The organism is Rahnella sp. CG8, assembly GCF_023701875.1.
Classification (GTDB): Bacteria; Pseudomonadota; Gammaproteobacteria; order Enterobacterales; family Enterobacteriaceae; genus Rahnella; species Rahnella aceris.
On record NZ_JABAED010000007.1, the window covers coordinates 67948 to 91436 of the forward strand.

A 23489-nucleotide genomic window follows, 5' to 3' on the forward strand; every position below is an offset into this window, starting at 1 on the left:
CGGTCAGTGCAGACGCCCCATACGGCGCATGGCCCGGTGCCATGAGCCGTTTCTCACCGCCCAGCGCAATACCCCTGCAATGCAACGGGTGGCGAAACGAATCCTCCGGCGCTTCGGCGGGGAAAGGGAAATCCCCAGTTGGATTGCTGCCCACTCAGGCAATAATTCAATGCCAGCCTGAATCATCAGGCTGCCCACCGGCCTGGCCAGACGGCTCGGCGCGGGTGCATTCTGCAATAATCTTACCACTTCAAGCGTCCGTTCATCGCAGCGCAACTGCGGACGCATCGTCTGCAAATAAGCTTCTACCGCATCGACACTCTCCGGCACATTTGCCGCCCCCAGGCTTTTCGCCACACGGGAAAACTCCTGATAATAAAGGTTCTGATCGCTCAGGCTGAGCGCAGGATTGCGATAACGCAGATGCGATTGCAGGAAGCTGTACGCTTCGGCTACGTGCACCCAGACCAGTAAATCCGGATCGCTGGCCGCATAAGGCGTGCCGTAAGCATCGGTACCGGTCACCCGCAAATGAATGGATTTTACTTTTTCGATTAACGCGTTGGCGTCATTAACAGGCGCAAAAGTCGTCCCGGAAATGAACTGACTGGTGCGACGAAGTCGCCCGAGCATATCTTCACGAAATGAGGAATGATCCCAGACACCGGCAAGCGCCAGCGGATGAAGCATTTGCAGCAATAAGGCACTGACACCGCCACAAAGCATGGATGAGAAGTCTCCGTGAATTCGCCAGGTGATGCTTTGCGGACCAAACAGTCCCGGGTCACCCGGCGGATTCTCAAAGTCTATACCGCCTAACGCCAGGCCCGAAAGACTCAGCACCTGACGTTCTATTCTCTTTCTTAACAATTATCTTAACTCAGTGATTAATGTGCGGCTTTGCTGACAACCGTGGCTTTGGTCAGCTCCGGCCACAGGTTCATGACCACGTCAATCAGCCGGTTGAGTTCATCAGAACTTGCGCCGTCACGGGCCTGTACGGAGAAGCCCTGAATGGTGCAGGCCAGGTATTTCGCCAGCAGCGCGCTGTCAGTTACCGCAGTCAAATCACCGCTCTGTTTTTTCTTCTCGAAATATTCAAACAGAGTGCGTTCCTGCGAAAGGTGGCGCGCACGCAGCATTTCGGCAATATCCGCAGAAGATGAAGACATCCCGGATGATGCGCTGATCATAAAGCAGCCACTTGGCGTGTCGCAGTCGGTAAACAGCTCAACGATGGCACGCAGATAGCGCCCAACCGTATCCTCAACGGACAAATCTGTTCTGCTCAGTAAACATGAGCTCTTTTCGTAAAAGTTTTTCAGATAATGTTCAACGGCTGCGCGGAAAAGCCCTTCTTTGTTACCAAATTCGGCATACAAAGTTGGCGCTTTTGCACCGGTTGCTTCGACCAAATCGGCTAATGAAGTGGCCTCGTAACCATGGCGCCAGAATAAATTCAAGGCCTTGCTCAGAGCAGTTCCACGATCGAACTGTTTTGGGCGACCGCGACTTTTCCGGACCAAAGCCGTCTGTTCAGTGCTCATACACCCTCCTTCCATCACCATTGTGATTATGGTTATTAAAATAGTTATAGAAATAACTTAACGATCATTATTAAAAATAGTTGCGCACAAGTCCAGCGGAGTTTATCATTTAATTATCGAGCGATAAGAAAATCACTCAAACCCGCAAAGCTGCACAACTAAAACGCTTTTATAAGCCTTTTGCAGACAACACATTCAGGACGTAACATCATGAGTAACTTTAAAATCCTTCTTGCAGTTCTGGCATTAACCGCTGTACCGGTTGCCAATGTTGCCGCACAGCAGGTTATCATGATGCCTTTGCAGAGTCAGGAAGTGCGGATGGTCAATGTGACCGGTGACAGTAACTTCTGTAACCCGGCCACCTGTACGAACAAAAAAATCGAACAGGGCCGTATTCCTACTTCTCCCACTCAACCACCTGCGCCTTCAACCTCTGGTCATCAGCCCGCTTCTGTTTATTACTAATGACCACGGAGCCTGATGACAGACCGTCAGGGCAGGAATCACGATAAGGCGGCTTATGTCGCCTTATCTTTTTCCTGGCCGCCCCATGTTTTATCACCCTCGCTGGCCAGAACCAACCATTAACTTAGCGATCATTAAAGATTCATTCAGCAAAATTATGCATAAAGGATTTTCAATTCTTATCGCGAATCATTTTAAAAACATTCATTTAACAAAATGAAAACAAAAACCGCGTTTAGTGTGACATTCATCACAGCACGATTAGTTAACGTTCATTAAAAAAACATCTTGCACAAACTCTCAACACTCCCTATCATTTACTTATCGAACGTTAACTAATAACTAACGTTGACCCGAAACTGAGGTTCCTGAATAAGGCACCCCGAATAAAAAATTGACGAACAGGAATTAACATCATGAAAACTATCGCAATGACAATCGCAGCACTCACACTTGCTACCGCTTCTTTCTCTGCCCTGGCGGCGACTGAGGTTCAGTCTGTACCTGCGGGTGAACAAACTATCGGTACTGTCAGCGCCTCTTCAAACGGTGACCTGAGTACACTGCAGTCAAAACTGAACGCGAAAGCCACTGAAGCCGGTGCAAGCTCATACCGCATCATCGGTGCTTCTGGTGAAAACCATCTGTACGGTACTGCTGAGCTGTATAAATAAGGCCTGAAGATTTCGTTAGCAGATTGTTCCGCACAATAAGTTAACGATTAATAAATAAATGAGTTGCACAGAATGTGATCCAGGTCTAACATTTACTTATCAACTGTTAAGAAATAACAGTCGGACCTAATGATCACCTGCTGATAAACAGATAAAAAGGAAGACCATCATGAAAAATATCACTATGACTTTAGCTGCAATTGCGCTTGCTACCGCCTCATTCTCTACCCTGGCAGCGACTGAAGTTCAGTCTGCACCAGAAGGTCAACAAGCAATTGGTGTGGTAAGTGCTTCTTCAAGCAATGATTTATCAAGCCTGCAGAACAAACTGAATGCAAAAGCCAACGAAGCGGGTGCAAGCTCATACCGTATCATCGGCGCTTCAGGTGAAAACCATCTGTACGGTACTGCTGAGCTGTATAAATAAGCACAAGAATAAGCAATTTAAGGGTACAACAGCATTTAGTTAACGATTAATAAGCTAGATGTTGTATCGGACAGAAGACAGCTTTGCACATTAAATGAACGTTGATGACAACGCCTGGCAAAGCTCAAAAATACGAAATGAGGAAAATAACATGAAAAACGTAACAATGACTCTTGCTGCAATCGCACTGGCTACCGCTTCATTCTCGACTCTGGCAGCGACTGAAGTTCAGTCCGCACCGGCAGGTCAGCAGGCAATTGGTGTGGTCAGCGCAACATCAGGTAACAGCCTGAGCAGCCTGCAGGACAAACTGAATGCTAAAGCCAGCGAAGCCGGTGCAAGCTCTTACCGTATCATCGGTGCTTCAGGTGATAACCATCTGTATGGCACAGCTGAACTGTATAAATAAGCTGAAGTAAGCAGTAAAAAAGCAGTAAGCAGAAGAGGCGGCATTTGCCGCCTTTTTCGTGTCTGTGTTTTATGAAAAATTTCTCTGAATGCTCCCTGCCCGCCTGACCTTGTGCTACATTTTTCTCTTCTATTTCCTTAAGGCCCTCTTTCCCAATGTAACGAACTCTCATCACTGACAGTTTTTCTTCTCCCTGTTGCCTGCGGGCAATTCGGGGTTTCTGTTATTTCTGATGAGAATCTCTTTCATGAATTCGTTATTAATTGCGCTCATACGCGCACTGCGCAGCCATCGCTGGCTGCGGCTGCTGGGCTTTGCCTTTATTTTATCATCTCTGGGTAATGGCCTGACACAGGTGGTGGTTTTTGGTCAACTGCTGCGCTGGAACGCCTCCCCTGCTACGCTGACTTTCGCTTATATGCTGGCAACATTGCCCGGCTTTATCGGAAGTCTGTGGGGCGAACGCCTGTGCAGAAAAATGTCGCCGCTGCAGATTTTGATCCTGACCGAAATTCTCGGCATGGTGGCATTGATATTTCCGCTGTACGGCTTGCTGTCACACAATATTTCCGCGTTGCTGGCTGTTCAGTCTGCCGAGGCGTTGCTCAGCGGGATGAGTTATCCGGCGCTCACATTGTTATTCAAACGCGGGCTGAGTGTTGATGAGTTACCGGCAGCGACGGCAATGGAAACGCTGATCTTCGCGGCGCAGGTCATGCTCGGCACCGGCGCAGGGGTTTTGTTGTTCAATGTTGTTTCGCCACTCAGCATTCTGCTGCTTGATGCCCTGAGTTTTGCCGCATCTGCCATTTTGCTTCTGATCACCCGGAAAATATTTCAGGCCAGATGCGCCGACACAACGCCCGCTGATTCCGCCGTACCCGCGTCACTGCGCTGGAAAAATTACTCACCGCTACAGAAACGAAGCGTCTTGCTGCTACCGGCGCTCGCCGCCGTCGGTTCACCCGCGATGGCATTATTGCCCGCACTGGCGCAACAAATCCGCCCTGAAGAAGCCACAGGTCTGGCGCTCCCTTTGTTGTTCTCCCGTAGCCTGGGACAACTTTGCGGGCCGTTATTGCTCAATGCCGACAAACTCCGCCGTTACAGCGCCAGCAACGGACGGTTATTGCTATGCCTGATGTTGTTTCTGGGCGGATATTTTCTGCTTTCTCCCCTCTCCGCCTGGCCGGTGGCCAGTCTGATGCTGATTTTCGGTGCTCATCTGGCCTCGAATGTGGTGTTTGCATTAGGGACTTTCGGCGTGCTGCAAAATTTTGCGGGCAGGCAGGTCGCCACAGCCAGCGCTCTGGCCTGGCGCGGACAAGTTATGGTGAGCGCTTTTGCCACCGGAGCCGCCGGTTTACTGGCTGATAGCATCGGGGCAACCGGCGCGCTTTATAGTGTGTCACTCGCCAGCCTGACCGGGGTTGTTATCTTACTCTGGCACTACAGAGCGTAATCAGAAAACGATAAAGGCAGGGATTTCTCCCTGCCTTTTAACCCCATGGAAGTGCTTTTCTTCGGCATATCTCGCAAGAATTCTCCTTACTTATCTCGTCAGGCGTTGGCTGTCGTATAAAGACGTTGGCGTGAGGCATATTTAGGTATAAAATTTTATACACAAGGAAAGTGATGGTGATTAAAGATATCGACTGGCGTGGAAGTTCGTTGAAGGATTTACGTGATTTCCCCACAGACGCCAGAAAAAGAGCAGGCTATGAACTTGAACAAATTCAGCATGGGCTTCCCCCAACACAATGGAAGTCAGTCAGCGACTGGGGAGCTGGCGTGGTTGAAATCAAACTTGATGTGTTTGCCGGTACTTTTCGGGTTATCTATCTCGCTAAATTCGACGAGGCCATTTACATCCTGCACTGCTTTGCGAAAAAGAAGCAGCAAACCAGCCCGAAAGATATTTCCATTATAAAAAGCCGCTATGCCCAAATTGTCCGGGAGCGCCACAGGAGAGAAAATGAAAAAGGATGTTATTGATGTCGCATCACGACATATCACACCAGCAGGCGGAAATGTTTTCGCCGATTTGGGATTCAGCGCTGTCGAAGCACAGGCTTTACATGCCGATTCACAGCGTAAAATTGCCCATACTCTGGCGCTCAAAGAACAACTGATGACTGAAATTGGCCTCTGGATCGCCCATCAGAATTTGCTTCAGAGCGATGCTGCAAAAATTTTGCAAGTTTCCCGCCCGCGCGTTTCTGACGTAGTGAACAAAAAGACGGATAAATTTACGCTCGATGCCCTGATTCTGATGCTGAGTCTGGCCGGAAAACAGGTAAAGCTGGTGGTTGAATAATCAGCAAAGAAAACGACAAAGGCAGGGATTTCTCCCTGCCTTTTCATCTCAATGCAAAATTTGAATAATCAGTTGGCAGAACTCTTCAGTTGGTTATCCTGCTGATGTTGCTCGAGCGCCAGCTCAATCAGGCGGGTGATCAGCTCACTGTAACTTAACCCGCTGGCTGCCCAGAGTTTCGGATACATACTGATGTTGGTGAAGCCCGGCAATGTATTGATTTCATTGATGACGACATCGCCCTGTTCTGTCAGGAAAACGTCCACACGCGCCATGCCGCGACATTCCAGCACCTGAAATGCCTGCAAGGCAATGGCGCGGATACGGTCGTGGGTCTCACGGGGTAAATCAGCCGGAACCGCAATGGAAGCACCGGATTCGTTGATGTATTTGGTATCGTAGGAATAAAACTCGTCGTGCAGGATCACTTCGCCACACACACTGGCCTGCGGGTGATCATTACCCAACACAGCGCATTCAATTTCACGACCTTTAATGGCCGATTCCACCAGCACTTTGTGGTCGAAGCTGAAGGCTTTATCCAGCGCACGCTGATAGCCATCTTCATCACTGACTTTACTGACGCCCACCGATGAGCCCTGATTCGCCGGTTTGATAAAAAGCGGCAGACCGAGTTGTTGCGAAACACTGGCAAAGGTATTTTTCTGACGGTTCGCACGCGTCAGGCACACAAACGGGGCAACCGCCAGACCGGCATCGCGCAGCAAACGCTTGGTGACATCTTTATCCATGCTCACGGCGGAACCCAGCACGCCAGACCCTACGAAGGCAATATTTGCCATGCGCAGCAGCCCCTGCAAGGAACCGTCTTCCCCCAGCGTTCCGTGCACTATCGGGAAGATCACATCCACTTGCGACAACGCGCTGGCGCTGTGAGTCTCAATTAACTGATTCTCAGTCTGACCGGGGATCAGTGCAACCTGGTTATTCGAGCGGTTCAGGGCAATCAGCGACGGATTTTCAGCATTGATCAGGTAGTTACTGGCATCATTAATATGCCATTCCCCTTTCTTATCAATGCCCAGCAATGTCACATCAAAGCGTTGTTTATCAATCGCATCCACAATGTTTTTTGCCGACTGCAGTGACACTTCATGCTCTGCCGATTTACCACCGAAAATAATACCAACCCGTAATTTACTCACCTGCTGCTCCTTGTCGCCAGCCTCAGCGGACGGCGAACGTTTCTATAAACAACCACGACTAATCAACAACAAACAGTTTCGCGCCAATTGGTGTGGATGAACGGTGTGCTTCAGCATTGTCCGCCACCTGATAACTCATGCCCGGCGATAAGGTGAAATTCCGTCCGTCTTCAAGACGCGTATGAAGCTCCCCCTCCAGGCAGAACAAAACATGGCCTTTACTACACCAGTGATCAGCCTCATAGCCAGGTGAATATTCAACGATACGCACACGGATATCGCCAAATTTTTGTGTACGCCACAGCGCCATGCCGGTATCACCCGGATGCTGCGTCGGCGTGACATCACTCCAGTCAGTCGTGCAAAACGGAATCGCATCAAGCTTCATGAGTTTCTCAATGTCGGGAAAAGGAAGGAAAGCCAGCATAAAAGTGGGCGGTAAATTTATCAATCGCTTGCTGAAAACAATTCATTAACAGCCGCTCGCAAAGTTGCGTAAAGCCGATTGTTCTTAGAGACAGGCTGCAGCGCACGTATGGCAGGGCCAGGGGAGAATGCGGGCAGCACACGCCATACCGTTGTGTTGCATGAGATGTCTGTGGGACAGCGGTCACGTTTTTTCGACTATGCTTAATGTTCTGTTGAGAACGCAGAAAGGCGCACGCACCTCAATTCCAACGTGCCGTTGTTTTCGACGACACGCCACAAAACAAGGAGCAACATATGCCATATCAAACGATAAATCCGTTCAACAATAAGCTCATCAAAGAATATCAAACACATAACGATCAGCAGGTTGAAGAGGCACTCTCTGCCGCCCATGCTTTATACAAATCTGACTGGGGTCAGGGCGATATTAAGCAACGCGTTAACGTGCTGCATAAATTGTCAGAACTGATGGCTTCCCGTGTCGATGAACTGGCGGAAGTGGTCAGTGTAGAAATGGGGAAACTCATCGGCCAGAGCCGTGGCGAAGTGCAGATTTGCGCGGATATTGCGAAATTCTATGCCGAAAACGCCGAGGAATTTCTCAAACCTGTGCCGTATAAATCCGATCTCGGCGAAGCCTGGGTCGAGCATCATCCGATTGGGGTGATCATGGCCGTCGAGCCCTGGAATTTCCCGTTCTACCAGTTAATGCGTGTACTGGCACCGAATCTTGCCTCAGGTAACAGCGTGGTCGTCAAACACGCCAGTATCGTTCCCCATTGTGCGGAAACCTTTGAGAAACTGGTTACCGAAGCGGGTGCCCCAAAGGGCGCTTATACCAACCTGTTTATTTCTCAGGATCAGGTCAGTGCCATCATTGATGATGACCGCGTTCAGGGTGTCGCGCTGACCGGTTCGGAGAAAGCCGGTGCGGTCGTGGCTTCACGGGCGGCATCTAAGCTGAAGAAATCGACGCTGGAACTCGGCGGGAATGACGTGTTTGCCGTACTCGATGATGCGGATATCGATAAAGCTGCCAAAGCCGGTGCGCAGGCCCGTGTCTCTAATGCCGGACAGGTGTGTACGGCGGCCAAGCGCTTCATTATTCATGAAAAAGTCGCCGATGAATTCCTTAAAAAATTCACCGAACACTTCAAGGCACTGAAGATCGGCGATCCGCTGGATAAATCCACCACACTGGGACCGTTGTCCTCTGCCGAAGCGGTGAAAACGCTGAGCAAACAAGTGGATGATGCCGTGAAACACGGGGCGAAACTGCACTTTGGCGGTAAAAAAGTGGCAGACAATCCGGGCAACTTCTTTGAGCCAACGATTCTGACGCACATTACCCGCGATAATCCGGCCTATTTCGAAGAGTTCTTTGGCCCGGTCGCACAGGTGTACGTGGTGAAAAATGATGAGGAACTGGTGAAACTTGCCAACGACTCACATTACGGCCTCGGCGGTTCGCTGTTTACCACCGATCTGACCCGCGCCCGTAAGCTGGCGAGCCAGATTGAAACCGGTATGGTATACGTCAATTCACCGACGGATACCGCTGCTGAACTGCCTTTCGGTGGTGTGAAACGCTCGGGCTTCGGCCGCGAACTCTCTGATCTCGGTATCAAAGAATTTGTGAACCAGAAACTGGTGGTGCTGGCCGCGAAATCATAAATATTTCAACCAGAGTTCTATACCCAAAATAATTCGGGCTGCAGGACAAAAGCTTCAGCTTTTGAACAGCGCTTGCGCTGGCCCTAATAGGGCGAGGCTTGCCGAGTAACGCGGAAAGTGAAGGGATCCCGATGAGCTTACTCAGGTAAGTGATTCGGGTCACTGAACGCAGCCAACGCATCTGCGGTTCGAATTATGATGGGTAGCCTTGATGCATGACAAAGCGCTGTCCTTATTCCCCTCTCTATAATCAGACCCGTTTGTCTTCCCACTGGTAAATCACATGGCTTATGAACTCAATCTGGACTGGCCGGAATTTTTAGAAAAATACTGGCAAAAAAAACCTGTTGTTATCAAAAAAGCGTTCTCAAATTTTGTTGATCCAATCTCTCCAGACGAATTAGCCGGTCTGGCGATGGAGCCGGAAGTGGACAGCCGTCTGGTGAGCCATAAAGATGGTGAATGGCAGGCAAGTAACGGTCCTTTTGAAGATTTCGACGGGCTGGGTGAAACCGGCTGGTCACTGCTGGCACAGGCCGTAATCCACTGGCATTTGCCTGCGGCAGAACTGGTGAAACCTTTTCGCGTATTGCCGGACTGGCGTTTAGACGACCTGATGATTTCGTATTCCGTGCCCGGCGGCGGTGTCGGCCCGCACATCGATCAGTATGACGTGTTTATCATCCAGGGCATGGGCAGCCGCCGCTGGCGCGTGGGCGATGCTCTGCCGATGCGTCAGTTCTGCCCGCACCCGGCGTTACTGCATGTGGATCCGTTCACGCCAATCATTGATGAAGATCTTGAACCCGGCGACATTCTGTATATTCCGCCGGGCTTCCCGCACGACGGCTTTACCCATGAAACCGCCCTCAACTATTCCGTCGGTTTCCGTGGCCCTAACAGCCGCGATTTCATCAGCAGTTTTGCTGACTACGCGCTGGAAAACGATCTGGGCGGCAGCCATTACAGCGATCCGGATCTCACGCTGCGCGACCACGTCGGTAAAGTAGAAGATTACGAGCTGGAACGTGTGCGCCAGATGATGGTTGAGCTGATCAGCCAGCCGGAAGATTTCAAACAATGGTTTGGCCGTTTCGCCACTACGCCGCGCCATGAACTGGATATCGCGCCAGCCGAACCGCCATACGAATCACATGAAATTGCCGATGCACTGATGGAGGGCGAAAGCCTGGTGCGCCTGAGCGGTCTGCGGGTTCTCAACGTCGGCGAACGTTTCTTTGTTAACAGCGAGACGCTGGAAACATCGCAACATGCCGCCGCCGATGCGCTGTGCCGCTATACGCTGATCAGTAAAACAGAGCTGGGTGCTGCGTTGCAGGATCCTGAATTTGTCGCTCTGTTAACGGATCTGGTGAATCAGGGTTACTGGTATTTCGACGAGTAAACTCCCGGCGATTCAATAACAGCAAAGGCGGCATCCATCCCGGATGCCGCCTTCTTTTATTCTGTTTCGACCGTTAACATTTACGAGCGATAAAGCTCAACCGGCGGCTTCATTTTCCGTTCTTCCGGTGCGAATAAACTAATCTCTTCGCCCAGGATATATTTGGCGCGCAGCATCGCGGAAATCTTGTCCATAATCATCACGATAGCCACTAAAATCAATGTGATAAACATCACCACATCCCAGTTCCACAGACGCATATTTTCCGCATACACCAGACCGATCCCGCCCGCGCCAACAAAACCAAGAACAGCGGCTGAACGGGTATTGGATTCAATCTGATACAGCGACAACGCAAGGAATGTCGGGAAGGATTGAGTGAAAATCCCGAAGCGGTGCGTTTGTAGCGGGGAAGCCCCCAGCGCCCGCAGGCCGCGGCTCGGCGAACGATCTACCGCCTCATGCCCTTCCGCATAAAGCTTGCCAAGCAAGCCTAAATCCTGCATCACGATCGCCAGCACACCGGCCAGCGGCCCCATGCCGACAGCACGAACGAAAATCAGCCCCCAGATCGCCATATCCAGCCCGCGTAAAACATCCAGAAGACGGCGGATGACCATGGAAACGGGTCTGAGAACCGGCGTCGACATCACATTACGCGCCGCAAGGAATGAAAGAGGCAATGCGAGGAAAGACGCGGTGATGGTTCCGGAAAACACAATCGCCAGCGTGATAGCTATTTGCGAAAAATAATACATAAACGGCCATTCGGAAACGTTATGCCAGACAAACATCCGCAGGAAATAACGTCCTACTTCGCGGGTGCCGCGCACCACTTCGCTCCATGGAATACCGAAATAACTGAAGAAATAGACGTAGTACAGCGTAATCACGACAGCCAGTATCGCGAGGTAGCGCAGATAGCGGCGCTGCGCGGCAAACAGATGCCCGTGCTTCTGCTTCAGGCTGCTGACCACATGAGGTTCGAGCGCATCAGTTAACATCAGAAAGTGCCCTCCACAACGCGTTTGCGCAATTTACCGGAAAGAAAATCCATCGCCGACACAACCAGAATAATCAGCAGTAAGGTCATGCTGACCTGGTCATATCGGTCTAGTTTGATTGAGGTCATCAGCTCCTGCCCGATACCACCGGCCCCGACCAGCCCGAGGATAGTCGACTGGCGGAAGTTAATTTCGAGGCGCATAAAGCTGTAGGATAAGAAGATCGGTTTCACCTGCGGCCACATGGCGAAACGCATGCGCTGCAAACGCCCCGCGCCGCAGGCTCTGAGTCCGCGCACCGGTTTATCCGATGCGGTTTCAATGGATTCGTAGAACAATTTGGTCAGACTGCCGGCAGTGTGTAACGTCAGTGCGATAAAGCCCGGAATGGCACCGACGCCAAACGCCATCACACACATTACCGCCCAGGCCAGTTCCGGCATGGTGCGCAGGAAAGCGACAAAGGTACGGATGCTGAATTTCACCCATTTAGGCGAATCCGTATTGCTGGCGGCGAGAAAAGCCAGCACGACTGCCAGCGCCGTCGACAATATCGTTGAGGACAACGCCAGCTGAATAGTTTCCCAAATCAGCGGCAGCTGAATATTGAGACGATATCCCCAATACGCCAGTGAACCTTCGGTATGACCGTCAGCAAATAACAATGACCAGTGTAATACCGGCACCGTCTGACCAATATAATCAAAGAAGCTCGGCGCGGAGACAATAATCGTTTTTAAATTAAGTTCGGAAACATTGCCTGACCACAGATATAACAACAACATCAGCCCTGACCAGATCAGCGCTTCCCGCTTTTGTTTACCGCGTATCTGCTGGTAATAACGATTGAAGTCTTTGTTCAAAATAATATTTCCGATTTGCGATAATCATTATTCCTCCCCCTGCGAAGGGGGAGGTCAGGAGGGGGTATTAAAAAAACAATAATGGTAAAAGCTTTCGCTTCCTGAGTTGCCATTAATACCCCACCCCAACCCTCCCCTTCGCAGGGGGGGAGTTACGGGTTAGCGACCGCCTTTAGTCAGCTCACGCTTCATATCAATAATCTGCTGATATTCAGCCAGGGACGTTTCGCCGATATGCTGTTTGCCGCCCACCGCTTTTACGAAACAAGCGTGGTCATCTTTATCCAGTTTCTTAATGGCAGAAACCAGCTTAGCTTTAAATGCCGGTGGCAAATCGCTGCGCACTAAAATCGGACCATTAGGAATTAATGGCGATTCCCAGATAATGCGGATTTTCTTCATCAGATCCGGATGGTCCATGCGGATCATGCGGTTGAATGCACCGGAGGTATAACCGGTTTCGCGGTCGCCGATCATTGAAGTCCAGGTGACTGCGCCTTCGAACTGGCCGTTCAGCACGCCAAGAATATCCTGCTCATGGCCGCCGGAGAAGGTTACGCTGGAGAAGAAGTTGTTGTATTTGTTATCCGTCGTGCCGCCAAATTCTTTCTTGAATGTCTGGTTTGGGATCAGGTAACCCGAAGTAGAATCCGGGTCAGCGAAACCGAATGATTTGCCTTTCAGGTCAGATAATTTCTGGTACGGGCTGTCGGCTTTCACGACAACCACGGAGTGATAACCCCGGGATTTATCCGTATCGTCAATGACAATGCCGACCAGATCCACCGCTTTCGGATTATTAATATAAACCGAAGCAAAAGATGACGGGGACATGCTTAATACCATATCCACTTTCTTACCTAATAACCCCTGAATAACACCTGAATAATCGGATGAATTACGCAGTTTGGTATCCACATTTAATTCTTTATCGAAGAAATCTTTTACACACTGATTATCGCCGATTTGCTGGGTGGCATTCTGGCCACCCAGAATACCTAAGTTTAATTCTTTAGGAGCATCTTCTGCCATGCTGTGCATTGCAGTAAAAGAACCTGCTACGAAGACTGCCAGACGTAATAACTTCTTCATGTAATGATGACCTTGTGTAGATTGAGAGAAAGTAGAAATAAGCACTGCAAAATAAATAACGTTATTGTTTAACTGTTTATCGCTTCGTGTTCTTCACCGTATAACTGATGCAAAATGCCTTCAGTTAACTGGTCCGGATGGCCGTCGAAAATAATCTGCCCTTTCGCGATGCCGATAACGCGGGTGCAATAATCTTTCACCAACTCGACAGAGTGCAGGTTGACCATCACGGCGATATTCTCTTCGCTGACTTTTTTCAGCGCATTCATGATGCGCAGGGTATTTTTCGGATCCAGTGACGCCACCGGTTCATCGGCCAGCAGAATTTTCGGGTTCTGCATCAGCGCGCGACAAATCGCCACACGCTGCATCTGGCCGCCGGAAAGGTTTTCGGCACGCTGCAATGCATGCGGCAGCATGTGCAACCATTCAAGCAAAGAGATGGCGCGGGCGCGGTCTTCGTCATCGAACTGGTTAAAGAATGATTTGAACGTTGAGGTGTGGCTGAGACGCCCCAGTAACACATTTGTCAGGACATCCAGACGAGGCACCAGGCAGAAATCCTGAAAAATCATGCCACAGCCTGAACGCCAGCGACGCAATGCTTTGCCGGTAAGCCCGGCCAGCTCCTGCTGTTCACCATTTTCGTAATGACATACCACACTGCCATCCGTGAGCGGGATCGTACCGTTGAGCACATGCAGCAGGGTGGATTTACCCGCGCCAGAACGGCCAATTACCGCCACGAACTCACCGGCGTGGAGATCAAAATTGATGTCATTCAGGACACGCTGACCCGATTTATAGGATTTCACCAGGCCTTTGACGTCCAGAACTTTGTTCAGATGCTGTGGCCCGGTCTGAGGATATTCAGCCTGTGCCAGCTTAAGTTGAGCTTGCGCCATGATGCTGTCTCTCGGTTGCTTTCGTTATCTGGCGTTCATTAAGCGCGAGTTTTATGACACATCAATGACGATTTAATGGACAGCGCATGACAAAAATGCAACAGATTAAGTGAAATTACCTAACCCATATCCCGAATGACGTTTAACTTAACAAGTATCATTTAAGTCTATGATTAGATGGCATCCCATCAAAAAAGGAAGATGAAATGGATAATCAGTCACTCATCGCCACGCTGAAAGAGATTGCCGGCAGCCGCCACGTTTTAACCGGCGACAGCAACACCGAACGCTACCGCAAAGGGTTTCGCTCCGGTGGCGGCAAAGCGCTGGCGGTCGTATTTCCACAAACGCTGCTGCAACAGTGGCAACTGCTCAAAACCTGCATCGCCGCCGACAAGATTGTCATTATGCAGGCCGCCAATACCGGGCTGACCGAAGGTTCGACGCCCAGCGGCGACGACTATGACCGCGACATTGTTATTTTCAGCACCCTGAAACTGGACACGATCCAGTTACTCGACGGCGGTCATCAGGTGATCGGTTTTCCCGGCAGCACCCTGTATAAGCTGGAAAAAATCCTCAAGCCCTACAACCGCGAACCGCATTCAGTGATTGGCTCGTCCTGCATCGGCGCATCGGTGGTCGGCGGGATCTGTAATAATTCTGGCGGATCGCTGGTGAAACGCGGCCCGGCGTATACCGAAATGGCGCTCTATGCACAAATCGATGCACAAGGCGAATTGCGGCTGATTAACCATCTGGGCATTAATCTTGGTGAAACGCCGGAAGAAATCCTGACACGTCTGGAAAAAGGCGATTATCTGGAAACCGATATCCAGCATGATCAGCGTCTGGCGTCGGATCACGATTATGCCTCACGTGTCCGCGAAGTGGATGCGGATACGCCGTCGCGTTTCAACGCGGATGAGCGACGTTTATTTGAAGCTTCAGGTTGTGCGGGCAAGCTGGCGGTTTTCGCCGTGCGGCTCGATACGTTTCCGGCAGAAACGCAGCAGCAGGTTTTCTATATCGGCACCAATGACACGGCGGTGCTGACAGAATTACGCCGTCAGATCCTGCGTGACTTCGCTAACCTTCCGGTGGCAGGGGAATACATGCACCGGGATATTTTCGATATCACCGAAGTCTATGGCAAAGACACTTTCCTGATGATCGACAAACTTGGCACCGACAAAATGCCGGACATGTTTACTGCCAAAGGAAAGTTCGATGCACACGCCAGTAAGGTCCCTTTCCTGCCCAAACATTTCAGCGACCGCGTGATGCAGTGTCTGAGCAAAGCCCTGCCGAATCATCTGCCACCGCGTATGAAGCAGTATCGTGACCGGTTTGAACATCACTTACTGCTGAAAATGTCCGGCCCCGGTATTGACGAAGCCCGAACCTTTTTGACACGTTTCTTTAGTGAGGGTCAGGGTGATTTCTTTATCTGTTCCGCCGACGAAGGCAAGAAAGCCTTCCTGCATCGCTTTGCCGCCGCCGGTGCCGCCGTGCGGTATCACGCGGTACATGAAAAAGAAGTGGAAGATATTCTGGCGCTGGATATCGCACTGCGCCGCAATGACCGCGACTGGTTCGAGACATTGCCGGAAGATATCGACAATCAACTGGTGGCAAAACTGTATTACGGCCATTTCATGTGCCACGTTTTCCATCAGGATTACATCGTCAAAAAAGGCGCAAACAGCAAGGCGCTGAAACACAGGATGTTAGAACTGCTCGACGCCAAAGGCGCGGAATATCCCGCTGAACATAACGTCGGCCATTTGTATCTGGCAAAACCACATTTGAAAGAATTCTACCGGCAGGCAGACCCGACCAACACCTTCAATCCGGGTATCGGGAAAACCAGTAAGATGAAGAACTGGCAGGAATAATGTCCTTCAAAAGAGGAATGGCGTAGTCGGCGCAGGCAGTTTGTTCCCAGACAGCGCGGAGGACCCGGAGCGTACATAAAGTACGTGAGGAGTCCGAGCACTGCCCGGGGGCAAAATGGCAAGTAAGATAGCCATTAAGTTAAAATAACTGTGTTCCGTAACCCCACATAATTACCGTCAGAGCCAGAAGCAGCTCTAATACCAGAACGCCCATTGCCAGTGTTGAACTGGAGAACAGGAACCCTTCGCGACGGTCGATATTGAGGAAGTTAGGAATGCCGAGATACAACAGGTATCCGCTGTAACACAGGCCGATCAGCCCGACAAACAGGCATAACCAGACCATCGGATACAGGGCTACGACCCCGCTGAGGAACATGGGTGTGGCCACGTAGCCGGCAAAGACGATACAGTTGTTGAGTGTCGGGCGGCTGTCATAACGACGCGCCATCCCGTAGATAATCCGCCCCATCAGTGCGACAGCAGCGAGCATCAGAACATAGAAAATGACGGCGATATAAGACGCGGTAAACATGGAAACCATCAGCTTCTCGCCATCACCGAAGTTCCAGCCAAGTTGCGTTGTTCCGATGAAAGAACAGACAACCGGGATGAGCGCCATTAAAAGAACATGGTGGGAATACACATGTGAAACGGTTTCCCGCTCACGCTGGATTTGTTGCAATTCGGGACCCGGATTGGATATCAGTCCCCAGACATGATTAGCCATGAAACACCCCCTTGTACGCCGAAAGCCGCCAGCAGCGCGCAGTGATAAACCTTCGGGATTGCCCGTCAGACAAGGGCATAAAGAAGGTGGCGACCTGTCTATATTATAGTCGCTCTTGCCAGCTTTGCTGATACGGCCAATTCAGCGTAATGGGAGATCAACCGTATCAGATCGCCGTTAGTGAATATAGCGTGCAGCCGTAAACGTCACGCCAACCAGTACCAGCATCATGCTGACAATCCATCGGGTCTGTTTAATCATGAGATCGTAAAACATTGCCTGCATTGCACTCAGTGAAGCTTCAATCTTCACAAAGCGTTCATCTACTTTTTCAAAGCGCCGGTCGATCTTCTCAAATCGTTGTTCTATTTTGTCAAAGCGCTCATCTACACGATCGAACTGTTTATCGACCTGTTGAAACTGTTTATCTACCTGTTCAAACTGTTTATCTATCCTCACCAGATGATCGTCAATTCTCAGCAGGTGCCCGTCGATGCGCGCGATGCTCTGTTCGGTTTTCCCGACACGACCCCCGATATCTGTCACCGCTTCAGTGAGCGTGACCATCTGGTGCTCCAGTTTGCCGACACGGAGATTCGTCTCCGTGATCACTACCGTTAGCTGACTGACCTGCTGTTCCACCTTCCCTACCCGCAGATTCAGCCCGGCAATTTCCTCACCATTTTTGATTCCCTGCTTTTCAATATTGTTGATCTGGTTTTGCATGAGCTTTTCCATGAGCGATTTTCCTTTGTAATCTTCCGGCCAGGCAGGCGCGCCTGGAAAATAGAGCATCCTGTTGATCGGCGATAGATCCCGTCTGCTGAGCTGAAACATAGTTGTTGTCCCTCACATGAGCTTTCCCTGTTTAGAAATCCTTAATCTGGCCACAGTTTGCACTGGATAAATAACCACCTCAAATCAATTTCCTTCTCGACAAATACGCGATTGCTTATGTATCTATATATGATTGAGTTGCATTGCTTTAATGAATAAATATCAATGAAAATAACCTGTTACGGGGATCGTTAACAGGTCAAACTTAAGGAATTACGGACGGGCGCGGGTTATGGAAATCATAGCGTGCACCGGGGAAACCGGGCATTTTCCAGCCCGCATTAACTCATCAGTTTTTACAGGTAAAAAAGTCTGCGGTACGGTTAAAAAATCATTAACGTAGAGGCAGACACTTATCAGGAGAATTACATGCGCATTACCTGCTTACATACGGCCGACAGCAATATTGCGGTTTTCGAAAATACAGCTCACGAACTTGGGCTGGATCAGCATAAGTTTGTGCATGTTTCGCGGCCCGATTTACTGGCTGCAGCCGAAAAGGCGGGCGGGCTGACTGCAGAAATTCGTCAGCAAACAGCGGATGTGCTGCTGGCATTGAGTGAAAATGCCGATCGCGTTTTACTGACCTGCTCGACGCTGGGTTCTGCCGCGACGCTTGCCAGCGAAAGTGCCGCGGTGCCGGTGTTGCGTGTCGATCAGACGCTGGCGGAACAGGCCATGAAAACAGCGGGCAGTGTGGTTGCACTCTGTGCGGTCGAAACGACCCTGGAGCCGACGCGGCAGTTGTTCGCGCAGGTGGAAAAACATCCGCAGGCGCAGTTTGAAATCCATCTGGTGGCAGGCGCATGGGAAAAGTTTAAGCAGGGGGATCTGGCCGGATATTTACAGGCTATCGCAGCGGCGGCTGATGTGGAATACAGGCGAGGCGCGGCCTGCGTGGTGCTGGCTCAGGCTTCGATGACCGGTGCGGCACAACTGACCCAAATGGGCAAACCGCTTACCAGCCCGGAATGTGGTCTGCGCGCGGCACTGGCCTGAAATTAGCAAGCACACAGCAAAAATGCAGGCAGAAGCTATACTGATAAGGAATATCATTGGCTTAGCCGGATGGCCGATGACGACTGAAGGTTATGTTAAGGAGAAAACATGAAAATTATTCTGTGGATCATCGCCATCATCTTTATCGTCGGCTTACTGACCCTGACAGGGGTGTTTAAACTGATTTTCTGACCACGTTGTCTGTCCCTGCAAAACAAAAAGTCCGGCATCTGGCCGGACTTTTTCATTTCAATCATCTGCTCAATCATCTGCCTCTTCGACGGAAGGCTGCGTTTTCTGCTGCTCTTTCTGCTTACGGTAGTTTTTGGCAATCTGTGGAACAGGCACTGCTTTGCCGGTTTCCATCCAGGTGCGCAGGCGGTTGGCATCGGCAAAGGCCGTAAATTTCCCGAAGGCATCCATCACGACCAGCGTAACGGGCTTGCCGTTAATGGTGGTACGCATCGCCAGGCAATGGCCGGCTTCATCGGTGTAACCGGTTTTGGTCAGCTGGATATTCCACGACGGATTCATGATCAGATGGTTGGTATTACGGAACGGCAATGCATACGCCGGATGGCTGAAGACAGCCGTTTTTTCAGCAGTCGTACTTAGCTGACCGATCAGCGGATAGCGCTGTGAAGCCAGCAGCAGCCGTGTTAAATCACGCGCGGTGGAGACGTTGCGCGGCGACAAACCGGTCGGTTCAGCATAATGCGTATGGGTCATGCCCAGCGATTTCGCCTTCGCATTCATAGCATTGATAAATGCAGAATAACCGCCCGGATAATGTGCCGCGAGACTGGCCGCAGCCCGGTTTTCTGAGGACATCAGCGCCAGTTGGATCATCTGACGACGGGTAATTTCACTGTTCAGTTTCACGCGGGAGAACACGCCACGCATTTCAGGTGTATTACTGATATCGATATTGATCACTTCGTCGAGTGGCAGATTCGCATCAAGCGTCACCATCGCGGTCATCAGTTTGGTCAGGGAGGCAATCGGCCTCACCTCATCCGGATTTCGGGAATAAATCACTTCGTGGCTTTTCAGATCCACCACCATGGCACTGCCGGAAGCAATTTGAACGATCGGGGCGACGGCCGGCTCATGCTTTGCAGCGGTGGCGGCAGGGGCAGACAACATGCCTGTATTTAAGGCTAATAAGCTCAGAACCAAAAGACGGATTTTCACATGCATTGCTCTGTATTTAGAAAGTTGTCATTAAGATATGTCGTAACAGCGGGCGGAATTATAAGTGAGGCGAAAAGTCTTAGCACCCGCAATTTTCAATTCTATTTGTCACAAAGTCTGTCACCACCACCCACAGACCGTGGAACGACGAGTAAGTGAACACTTGCGTAAGAATGCACTGAAAAAATAAAGGGACGCTCAGAAAGCGTCCCTTCGAAATACACAGGTGAATATTATTGATTGTCGATCAGATAACCAATCTCCTTCGACGTCTTCAGCACGCGCACTTCAGTAAATAACTCTGTCGCCTCTTCGTACTCTTTACGCAAATAACTCAGCCACTGTTTAATGCGCGCAACGTGATACAAACCGGTATCGCCCTGCTTTTCCAGACGGGTGTATTTCTGCAACAACGTTATTACCTCCGGCCACGGCATACGCGGTTCGTTGTACTTCACCACACGGCTGAGATTCGGAATATTCAGCGCACCACGCCCGAGCATCACGGCATCACAACCGGTGGTGTGCAGACACGCCTGGCCGCTTTCGTAATCCCAGATTTCACCATTGGCGATCACCGGAATACTCAGGCGTTGACGGATTTCGCCAATCGCAGCCCAGTTAATACGTTCCGGCTTGTAGCCGTCTTCTTTGGTACGCCCGTGCACCGTCAGTTCCGTTGCACCCGCCTGCTGCACGGCATCTGCAATTTCAAAACTGTGTTCCAGCGAATCCCAGCCGAGACGCACTTTGACAGTCACCGGTAAGTGAGCGGGCACCGCTTCACGCATGGCTTTGGCGCCCTGATAAATCAGCTCAGGATCTTTGAGTAACGTTGCGCCACCGCCACTGCCGTTAACCAGTTTGGACGGGCAACCGCAGTTGAGATCGACACCGTAAGAGCCCAGTTCCACCGCACGGGCGGCGTTTTCGGCCAGCCATTGCGGATACTGACCGAGTAGCTGAACGCGCACTAACGTGCCCGAAGACGTGCGGCTGGCATGATGTAATTCAGGACACAAGCGATAGAAGGATTTAGCGGGAAGCAGCTGATCCACCACGCGCAAAAACTCGGTGATGCACAAATCGTAGTCGTTTACTTCTGTGAGAAGTTCACGAACCAGAGGATCAAGCACACCTTCCATCGGAGCCAGTAATACGCGCATCGCAGTTCAACCCTTAAAAATGACGCGCAAGATTACCGCAAGGCCCGCCGCCGGGCAATTACCCCTGAGACAAATCGCCGCTTAATGAGGTTTTCGCCCTGCCCTGCAAGCGTCTGACTCTGACGGAGCGCCAGGCAATCCACACCGCCAGAAGCGCAGGCACAGCAAACAGCAGGAACATCCAGAATGCCGCGCTGGCTGCACCGCTATCCCCCTTATCAACGCCTGCAAAGTTAGCCACCGTTCCGGCTAACGCCGCGCCAAGCGCCGCCGCAAAAGATTGCACCACGGTTATCGACGCACCGGCTTTTTCGCGATCCTCTTCCGGTGCCTGTTGCAGAACGCGGGTCAGCAAATGCGGCCAGCCGAGGCCAATCCCAAAACCGGCCAGCGTCAGCCCGAGCACCACGCCACTGATATTCAGCCACGGCAGACCGAAAGCGACCGGCACGGTGAACAACAGTAAAAGCAAACCGGCAGCCAGGATCAGTGGCCCGCAGATAATCGCGCCATCCGCGCGACGGCCTGTCCAGCCGGAACTGGCCACTTCACTTAATGTCCAGCCCGCGGCCGCCGCGGCAGTGATGTATCCGGCGGCCAGCGGGGTCTGACCGTGTAAATGTTGCAGCAGATACGGCACAAACAGTTCGCAACCGAGGCCGATAATCAGCAACGTCATCACCAGATACAGGCCATAGAGCGGTGAGGAACGGCGTAAAGCGTTGCGCGGCAGCAGTCTGACATCCGCCGTAAATTCGCGGTGGCGCAAGATTAAAATCATCGCCACCGCGACCACGAAACCGAGCAAGTTAATCAGCCCTGATGAAGACAGACTGCCCGCCGATACCACTAACACTGCGCCGGTCAGCAAGGCCAGTTGCATCAGCGGCAGCGGTTCGTCCGGCTGCCGGGCGTGCCGGGATTTTGGCAAAATCCGCCAGACCCACACCCCGAACAGCGACGTCACCGGCAACAGCAAACCAAACGCCCAGCGCCATGCATGCAGTTCGGCGAAGATACCCCCTACCGCCGGGCCGCCCAGCGTCGCAATGCCCCACATCGCCGAAATCAGCGCCATGGCGCGCGGCCAGAGAGATTCTTTAAACAGGAGGTTGATCATCGCGTAGGAGAGTGCGAACAGGAATCCGCCCCCCAGCCCCTGCAGCGCCCGTCCGAGCAGCAGCACCGGCATATTCGGCGCGGCGGTACAAATGGCGGCACCGGCAATAAAAATAGCGGTCGCCATCAGATAGCTGCCACGCGGCCCGGCGGTGCGCATCAATCGTGCAGAAAGTGCTGAGCCGAGAATGGAACACACAACGTACAGCGTAGTGTTCCAGGCATACCACGCCAGCCCGCCGATATCCTGCACAACGGAGGGTAAAATCGTGATGACGATGTAGCTGTTAGTCGCATAAAGCGCGACACCTGCGCTCAGGGTAATGGCACTGCCCCGGTTTTCGGCGCTGAATAAATCCGCCCATCCGTTATGACTTCCCGACATTTTCTCTGCATCCCTTTGGTTTGTACTGTCCACGCATTGAAGCGTGCTGTGGTTATGATATGATTAAAACAAGAAATAACTTGGAATATTTTTTACGTAATCTAGAACCCGTCGAGGCAATATGTCAAGCAATGACCTGGAAAATAAAAATGACGTACGGCAAAGCGTCGCAGAGCGTTTACTGATGCTGCTGAAAACCCACGGGCAACTTCAGGCCAGCGATGCCGGCCATCTGCTGGGTACCACAGGTGAAGCCGCGCGCCAGCAGTTTGTGAAGCTGGCGAAGGAAGGACTGGTGGAAGCCAAATCTGTCTCACAGGGTGTCGGACGTCCGGCGCAGTTCTGGCAACTGACCGCCGCCGGTCATGCGCGATTTCCCGATGCCCACGCTGACCTCACCGTACAACTTTTGCAACTGATCCGCACCTCTCTGGGGGATTCGGCGCTGGATCAGCTCATCACCTCGCGGGAAAAAATCACGCAGGAACACTACCGCCAGGCGATGCTCGGGGCGGTGTCGATGGAAGACAAATTGCAAAGGCTGACGGATATCCGTACCCGTGAAGGCTATATGGCGGACTGGAAAATGCAGGAGGATGGCAGTTATCTGTTTGTCGAAAATCACTGCCCGATTTGCGCTGCCGCAGCTACCTGTCAGGGATTTTGCCGTGCGGAACGCGATGTGTTCAGCGATGTGCTGAACGCCAGTGTCGAACGCACCGAACATATTTTGCAGGGTGCACGCCGTTGTGCGTACGTGATTCGTTAGATTACCCGCGAA

The 23489-nt window shown here is 51.4% G+C and carries 26 protein-coding genes; 13 read left to right on the plus strand and 13 right to left on the minus strand.

The annotated features are described in order from the left end of the window. Nucleotides 1-3 precede the first annotated feature (3 nt). Together HGO41_RS08790 and HGO41_RS08795 are read right to left on the minus strand one after the other, a co-directional pair. A complete protein-coding gene (locus HGO41_RS08790) occupies nucleotides 4-870 on the minus strand; it encodes an oxygenase MpaB family protein (protein WP_250980970.1) in 867 nt (288 codons plus the stop codon). 17 nt (nucleotides 871-887) lie between these two features. After that, entirely contained in the window at nucleotides 888-1547 is a 660-nt protein-coding gene (locus tag HGO41_RS08795) for a TetR/AcrR family transcriptional regulator (RefSeq protein WP_013576347.1), read from the minus strand. A gap of 210 nt (nucleotides 1548-1757) precedes the next feature. Here HGO41_RS08795 and HGO41_RS08800 point away from each other — a divergent pair, with 210 nt between their 5' ends. From HGO41_RS08800 to HGO41_RS08830, 7 genes are all read left to right on the plus strand, one after another. Further along, nucleotides 1758-2015 (plus strand): hypothetical protein, encoded by a 258-nt coding sequence (locus tag HGO41_RS08800; RefSeq protein WP_013576348.1) that lies wholly within the window; start codon nucleotides 1758-1760, stop codon nucleotides 2013-2015. Between the two features lie 416 nt (nucleotides 2016-2431). After that, nucleotides 2432-2689, plus strand: coding sequence for a multiple stress resistance protein BhsA (gene bhsA, locus HGO41_RS08805; RefSeq protein ID WP_037037181.1), 258 nt, complete (start codon nucleotides 2432-2434; stop codon nucleotides 2687-2689). A 169-nt stretch (nucleotides 2690-2858) separates the two neighbouring features. Beyond that, nucleotides 2859-3116 carry a multiple stress resistance protein BhsA gene (gene bhsA / locus HGO41_RS08810; RefSeq protein ID WP_013576350.1) on the plus strand — a complete coding sequence of 86 codons (258 nt, stop codon included), beginning with the start codon at nucleotides 2859-2861 and terminating at the stop codon, nucleotides 3114-3116. 151 nt (nucleotides 3117-3267) lie between these two features. Further along, nucleotides 3268-3525: a multiple stress resistance protein BhsA gene (gene bhsA, locus HGO41_RS08815; protein WP_013576351.1), complete on the plus strand. Its 258-nt coding sequence runs from the start codon at nucleotides 3268-3270 to the stop codon at nucleotides 3523-3525. 247 nt (nucleotides 3526-3772) lie between these two features. Continuing rightward, on the plus strand, nucleotides 3773-4987 hold the full coding sequence (locus tag HGO41_RS08820) for an MFS transporter (protein ID WP_153374656.1): 1215 nt from the start codon (nucleotides 3773-3775) through the stop codon (nucleotides 4985-4987). Between the two features lie 173 nt (nucleotides 4988-5160). Beyond that, a complete protein-coding gene (locus tag HGO41_RS08825; protein ID WP_013576353.1) occupies nucleotides 5161-5520 on the plus strand; it encodes a type II toxin-antitoxin system RelE/ParE family toxin in 360 nt (119 codons plus the stop codon). Continuing rightward, a complete protein-coding gene (locus tag HGO41_RS08830) occupies nucleotides 5501-5842 on the plus strand; it encodes a helix-turn-helix domain-containing protein (RefSeq protein ID WP_013576354.1) in 342 nt (113 codons plus the stop codon). Before HGO41_RS08825 ends, HGO41_RS08830 begins: the two co-directional genes overlap by 20 nt. Nucleotides 5843-5910: 68 nt before the next feature. Here HGO41_RS08830 and ddlA read toward each other — a convergent pair whose 3' ends face one another. Together ddlA and HGO41_RS08840 are read right to left on the minus strand one after the other, a co-directional pair. Beyond that, nucleotides 5911-7008, minus strand: a complete 1098-nt coding sequence (gene ddlA, locus HGO41_RS08835) for a D-alanine--D-alanine ligase (RefSeq protein WP_013576355.1) — start codon at nucleotides 7006-7008, stop codon at nucleotides 5911-5913. Between the two features lie 58 nt (nucleotides 7009-7066). After that, nucleotides 7067-7396 carry a DHCW motif cupin fold protein gene (locus tag HGO41_RS08840; protein WP_013576356.1) on the minus strand — a complete coding sequence of 110 codons (330 nt, stop codon included), beginning with the start codon at nucleotides 7394-7396 and terminating at the stop codon, nucleotides 7067-7069. A 335-nt stretch (nucleotides 7397-7731) separates the two neighbouring features. Here HGO41_RS08840 and HGO41_RS08845 point away from each other — a divergent pair, with 335 nt between their 5' ends. Beyond that, a complete protein-coding gene (locus HGO41_RS08845; protein WP_013576357.1) occupies nucleotides 7732-9111 on the plus strand; it encodes an NAD-dependent succinate-semialdehyde dehydrogenase in 1380 nt (459 codons plus the stop codon). A gap of 283 nt (nucleotides 9112-9394) precedes the next feature. Next, complete coding sequence (locus HGO41_RS08850; protein ID WP_250980971.1) at nucleotides 9395-10516, plus strand: ribosomal protein uL16 3-hydroxylase; 1122 nt, start codon at nucleotides 9395-9397, stop codon at nucleotides 10514-10516. Between the two features lie 80 nt (nucleotides 10517-10596). Here HGO41_RS08850 and phnE (HGO41_RS08855) read toward each other — a convergent pair whose 3' ends face one another. The 4 genes from phnE (HGO41_RS08855) to phnC all read right to left on the minus strand — a co-directional run bounded on the left by phnE (HGO41_RS08855) (nucleotide 10597) and on the right by phnC (nucleotide 14380). Beyond that, nucleotides 10597-11520, minus strand: a complete 924-nt coding sequence (phnE, locus tag HGO41_RS08855) for a phosphonate ABC transporter, permease protein PhnE (protein WP_013576359.1) — start codon at nucleotides 11518-11520, stop codon at nucleotides 10597-10599. After that, nucleotides 11520-12383, minus strand: a complete 864-nt coding sequence (gene phnE, locus HGO41_RS08860; protein WP_013576360.1) for a phosphonate ABC transporter, permease protein PhnE — start codon at nucleotides 12381-12383, stop codon at nucleotides 11520-11522. Before phnE (HGO41_RS08860) ends, phnE (HGO41_RS08855) begins: the two co-directional genes overlap by 1 nt. A 159-nt stretch (nucleotides 12384-12542) precedes the next feature. After that, complete coding sequence (gene phnD, locus HGO41_RS08865) at nucleotides 12543-13475, minus strand: phosphonate ABC transporter substrate-binding protein (protein ID WP_013576361.1); 933 nt, start codon at nucleotides 13473-13475, stop codon at nucleotides 12543-12545. A gap of 68 nt (nucleotides 13476-13543) precedes the next feature. Beyond that, nucleotides 13544-14380: a phosphonate ABC transporter ATP-binding protein gene (gene phnC, locus HGO41_RS08870; RefSeq protein WP_015690220.1), complete on the minus strand. Its 837-nt coding sequence runs from the start codon at nucleotides 14378-14380 to the stop codon at nucleotides 13544-13546. Between the two features lie 206 nt (nucleotides 14381-14586). Between phnC and dld the strand changes: the two genes are divergently transcribed. Next, a complete protein-coding gene (gene dld, locus HGO41_RS08875; protein WP_015690221.1) occupies nucleotides 14587-16278 on the plus strand; it encodes a D-lactate dehydrogenase in 1692 nt (563 codons plus the stop codon). Between the two features lie 139 nt (nucleotides 16279-16417). Here the strand turns inward: dld and HGO41_RS08880 are convergent, their stop codons facing one another. Then, entirely contained in the window at nucleotides 16418-17008 is a 591-nt protein-coding gene (locus HGO41_RS08880; RefSeq protein ID WP_013576364.1) for a Yip1 family protein, read from the minus strand. A gap of 177 nt (nucleotides 17009-17185) precedes the next feature. Then, a complete protein-coding gene (locus HGO41_RS08885; RefSeq protein ID WP_013576365.1) occupies nucleotides 17186-17845 on the minus strand; it encodes a hypothetical protein in 660 nt (219 codons plus the stop codon). Nucleotides 17846-18214: 369 nt separating this feature from the next. Here HGO41_RS08885 and HGO41_RS08890 point away from each other — a divergent pair, with 369 nt between their 5' ends. Together HGO41_RS08890 and HGO41_RS25910 are read left to right on the plus strand one after the other, a co-directional pair. Continuing rightward, nucleotides 18215-18844, plus strand: a complete 630-nt coding sequence (locus HGO41_RS08890) for a hypothetical protein (RefSeq protein WP_013576366.1) — start codon at nucleotides 18215-18217, stop codon at nucleotides 18842-18844. 108 nt (nucleotides 18845-18952) lie between these two features. Further along, a complete protein-coding gene (locus HGO41_RS25910; protein WP_019105993.1) occupies nucleotides 18953-19036 on the plus strand; it encodes a small membrane protein YohP in 84 nt (27 codons plus the stop codon). 69 nt (nucleotides 19037-19105) lie between these two features. Here the strand turns inward: HGO41_RS25910 and pbpG are convergent, their stop codons facing one another. The 3 genes from pbpG to HGO41_RS08905 all read right to left on the minus strand — a co-directional run bounded on the left by pbpG (nucleotide 19106) and on the right by HGO41_RS08905 (nucleotide 22708). Beyond that, nucleotides 19106-20044 carry a D-alanyl-D-alanine endopeptidase gene (gene pbpG / locus HGO41_RS08895; RefSeq protein WP_015690223.1) on the minus strand — a complete coding sequence of 313 codons (939 nt, stop codon included), beginning with the start codon at nucleotides 20042-20044 and terminating at the stop codon, nucleotides 19106-19108. 227 nt (nucleotides 20045-20271) lie between these two features. After that, entirely contained in the window at nucleotides 20272-21204 is a 933-nt protein-coding gene (gene dusC / locus HGO41_RS08900) for a tRNA dihydrouridine(16) synthase DusC (protein ID WP_015690224.1), read from the minus strand. 58 nt (nucleotides 21205-21262) lie between these two features. Continuing rightward, a complete protein-coding gene (locus HGO41_RS08905; protein ID WP_250980972.1) occupies nucleotides 21263-22708 on the minus strand; it encodes an MFS transporter in 1446 nt (481 codons plus the stop codon). 121 nt (nucleotides 22709-22829) lie between these two features. Here HGO41_RS08905 and HGO41_RS08910 point away from each other — a divergent pair, with 121 nt between their 5' ends. After that, nucleotides 22830-23477: a helix-turn-helix transcriptional regulator gene (locus tag HGO41_RS08910; RefSeq protein ID WP_013576370.1), complete on the plus strand. Its 648-nt coding sequence runs from the start codon at nucleotides 22830-22832 to the stop codon at nucleotides 23475-23477. Nucleotides 23478-23489: the final 12 nt, after the last annotated feature.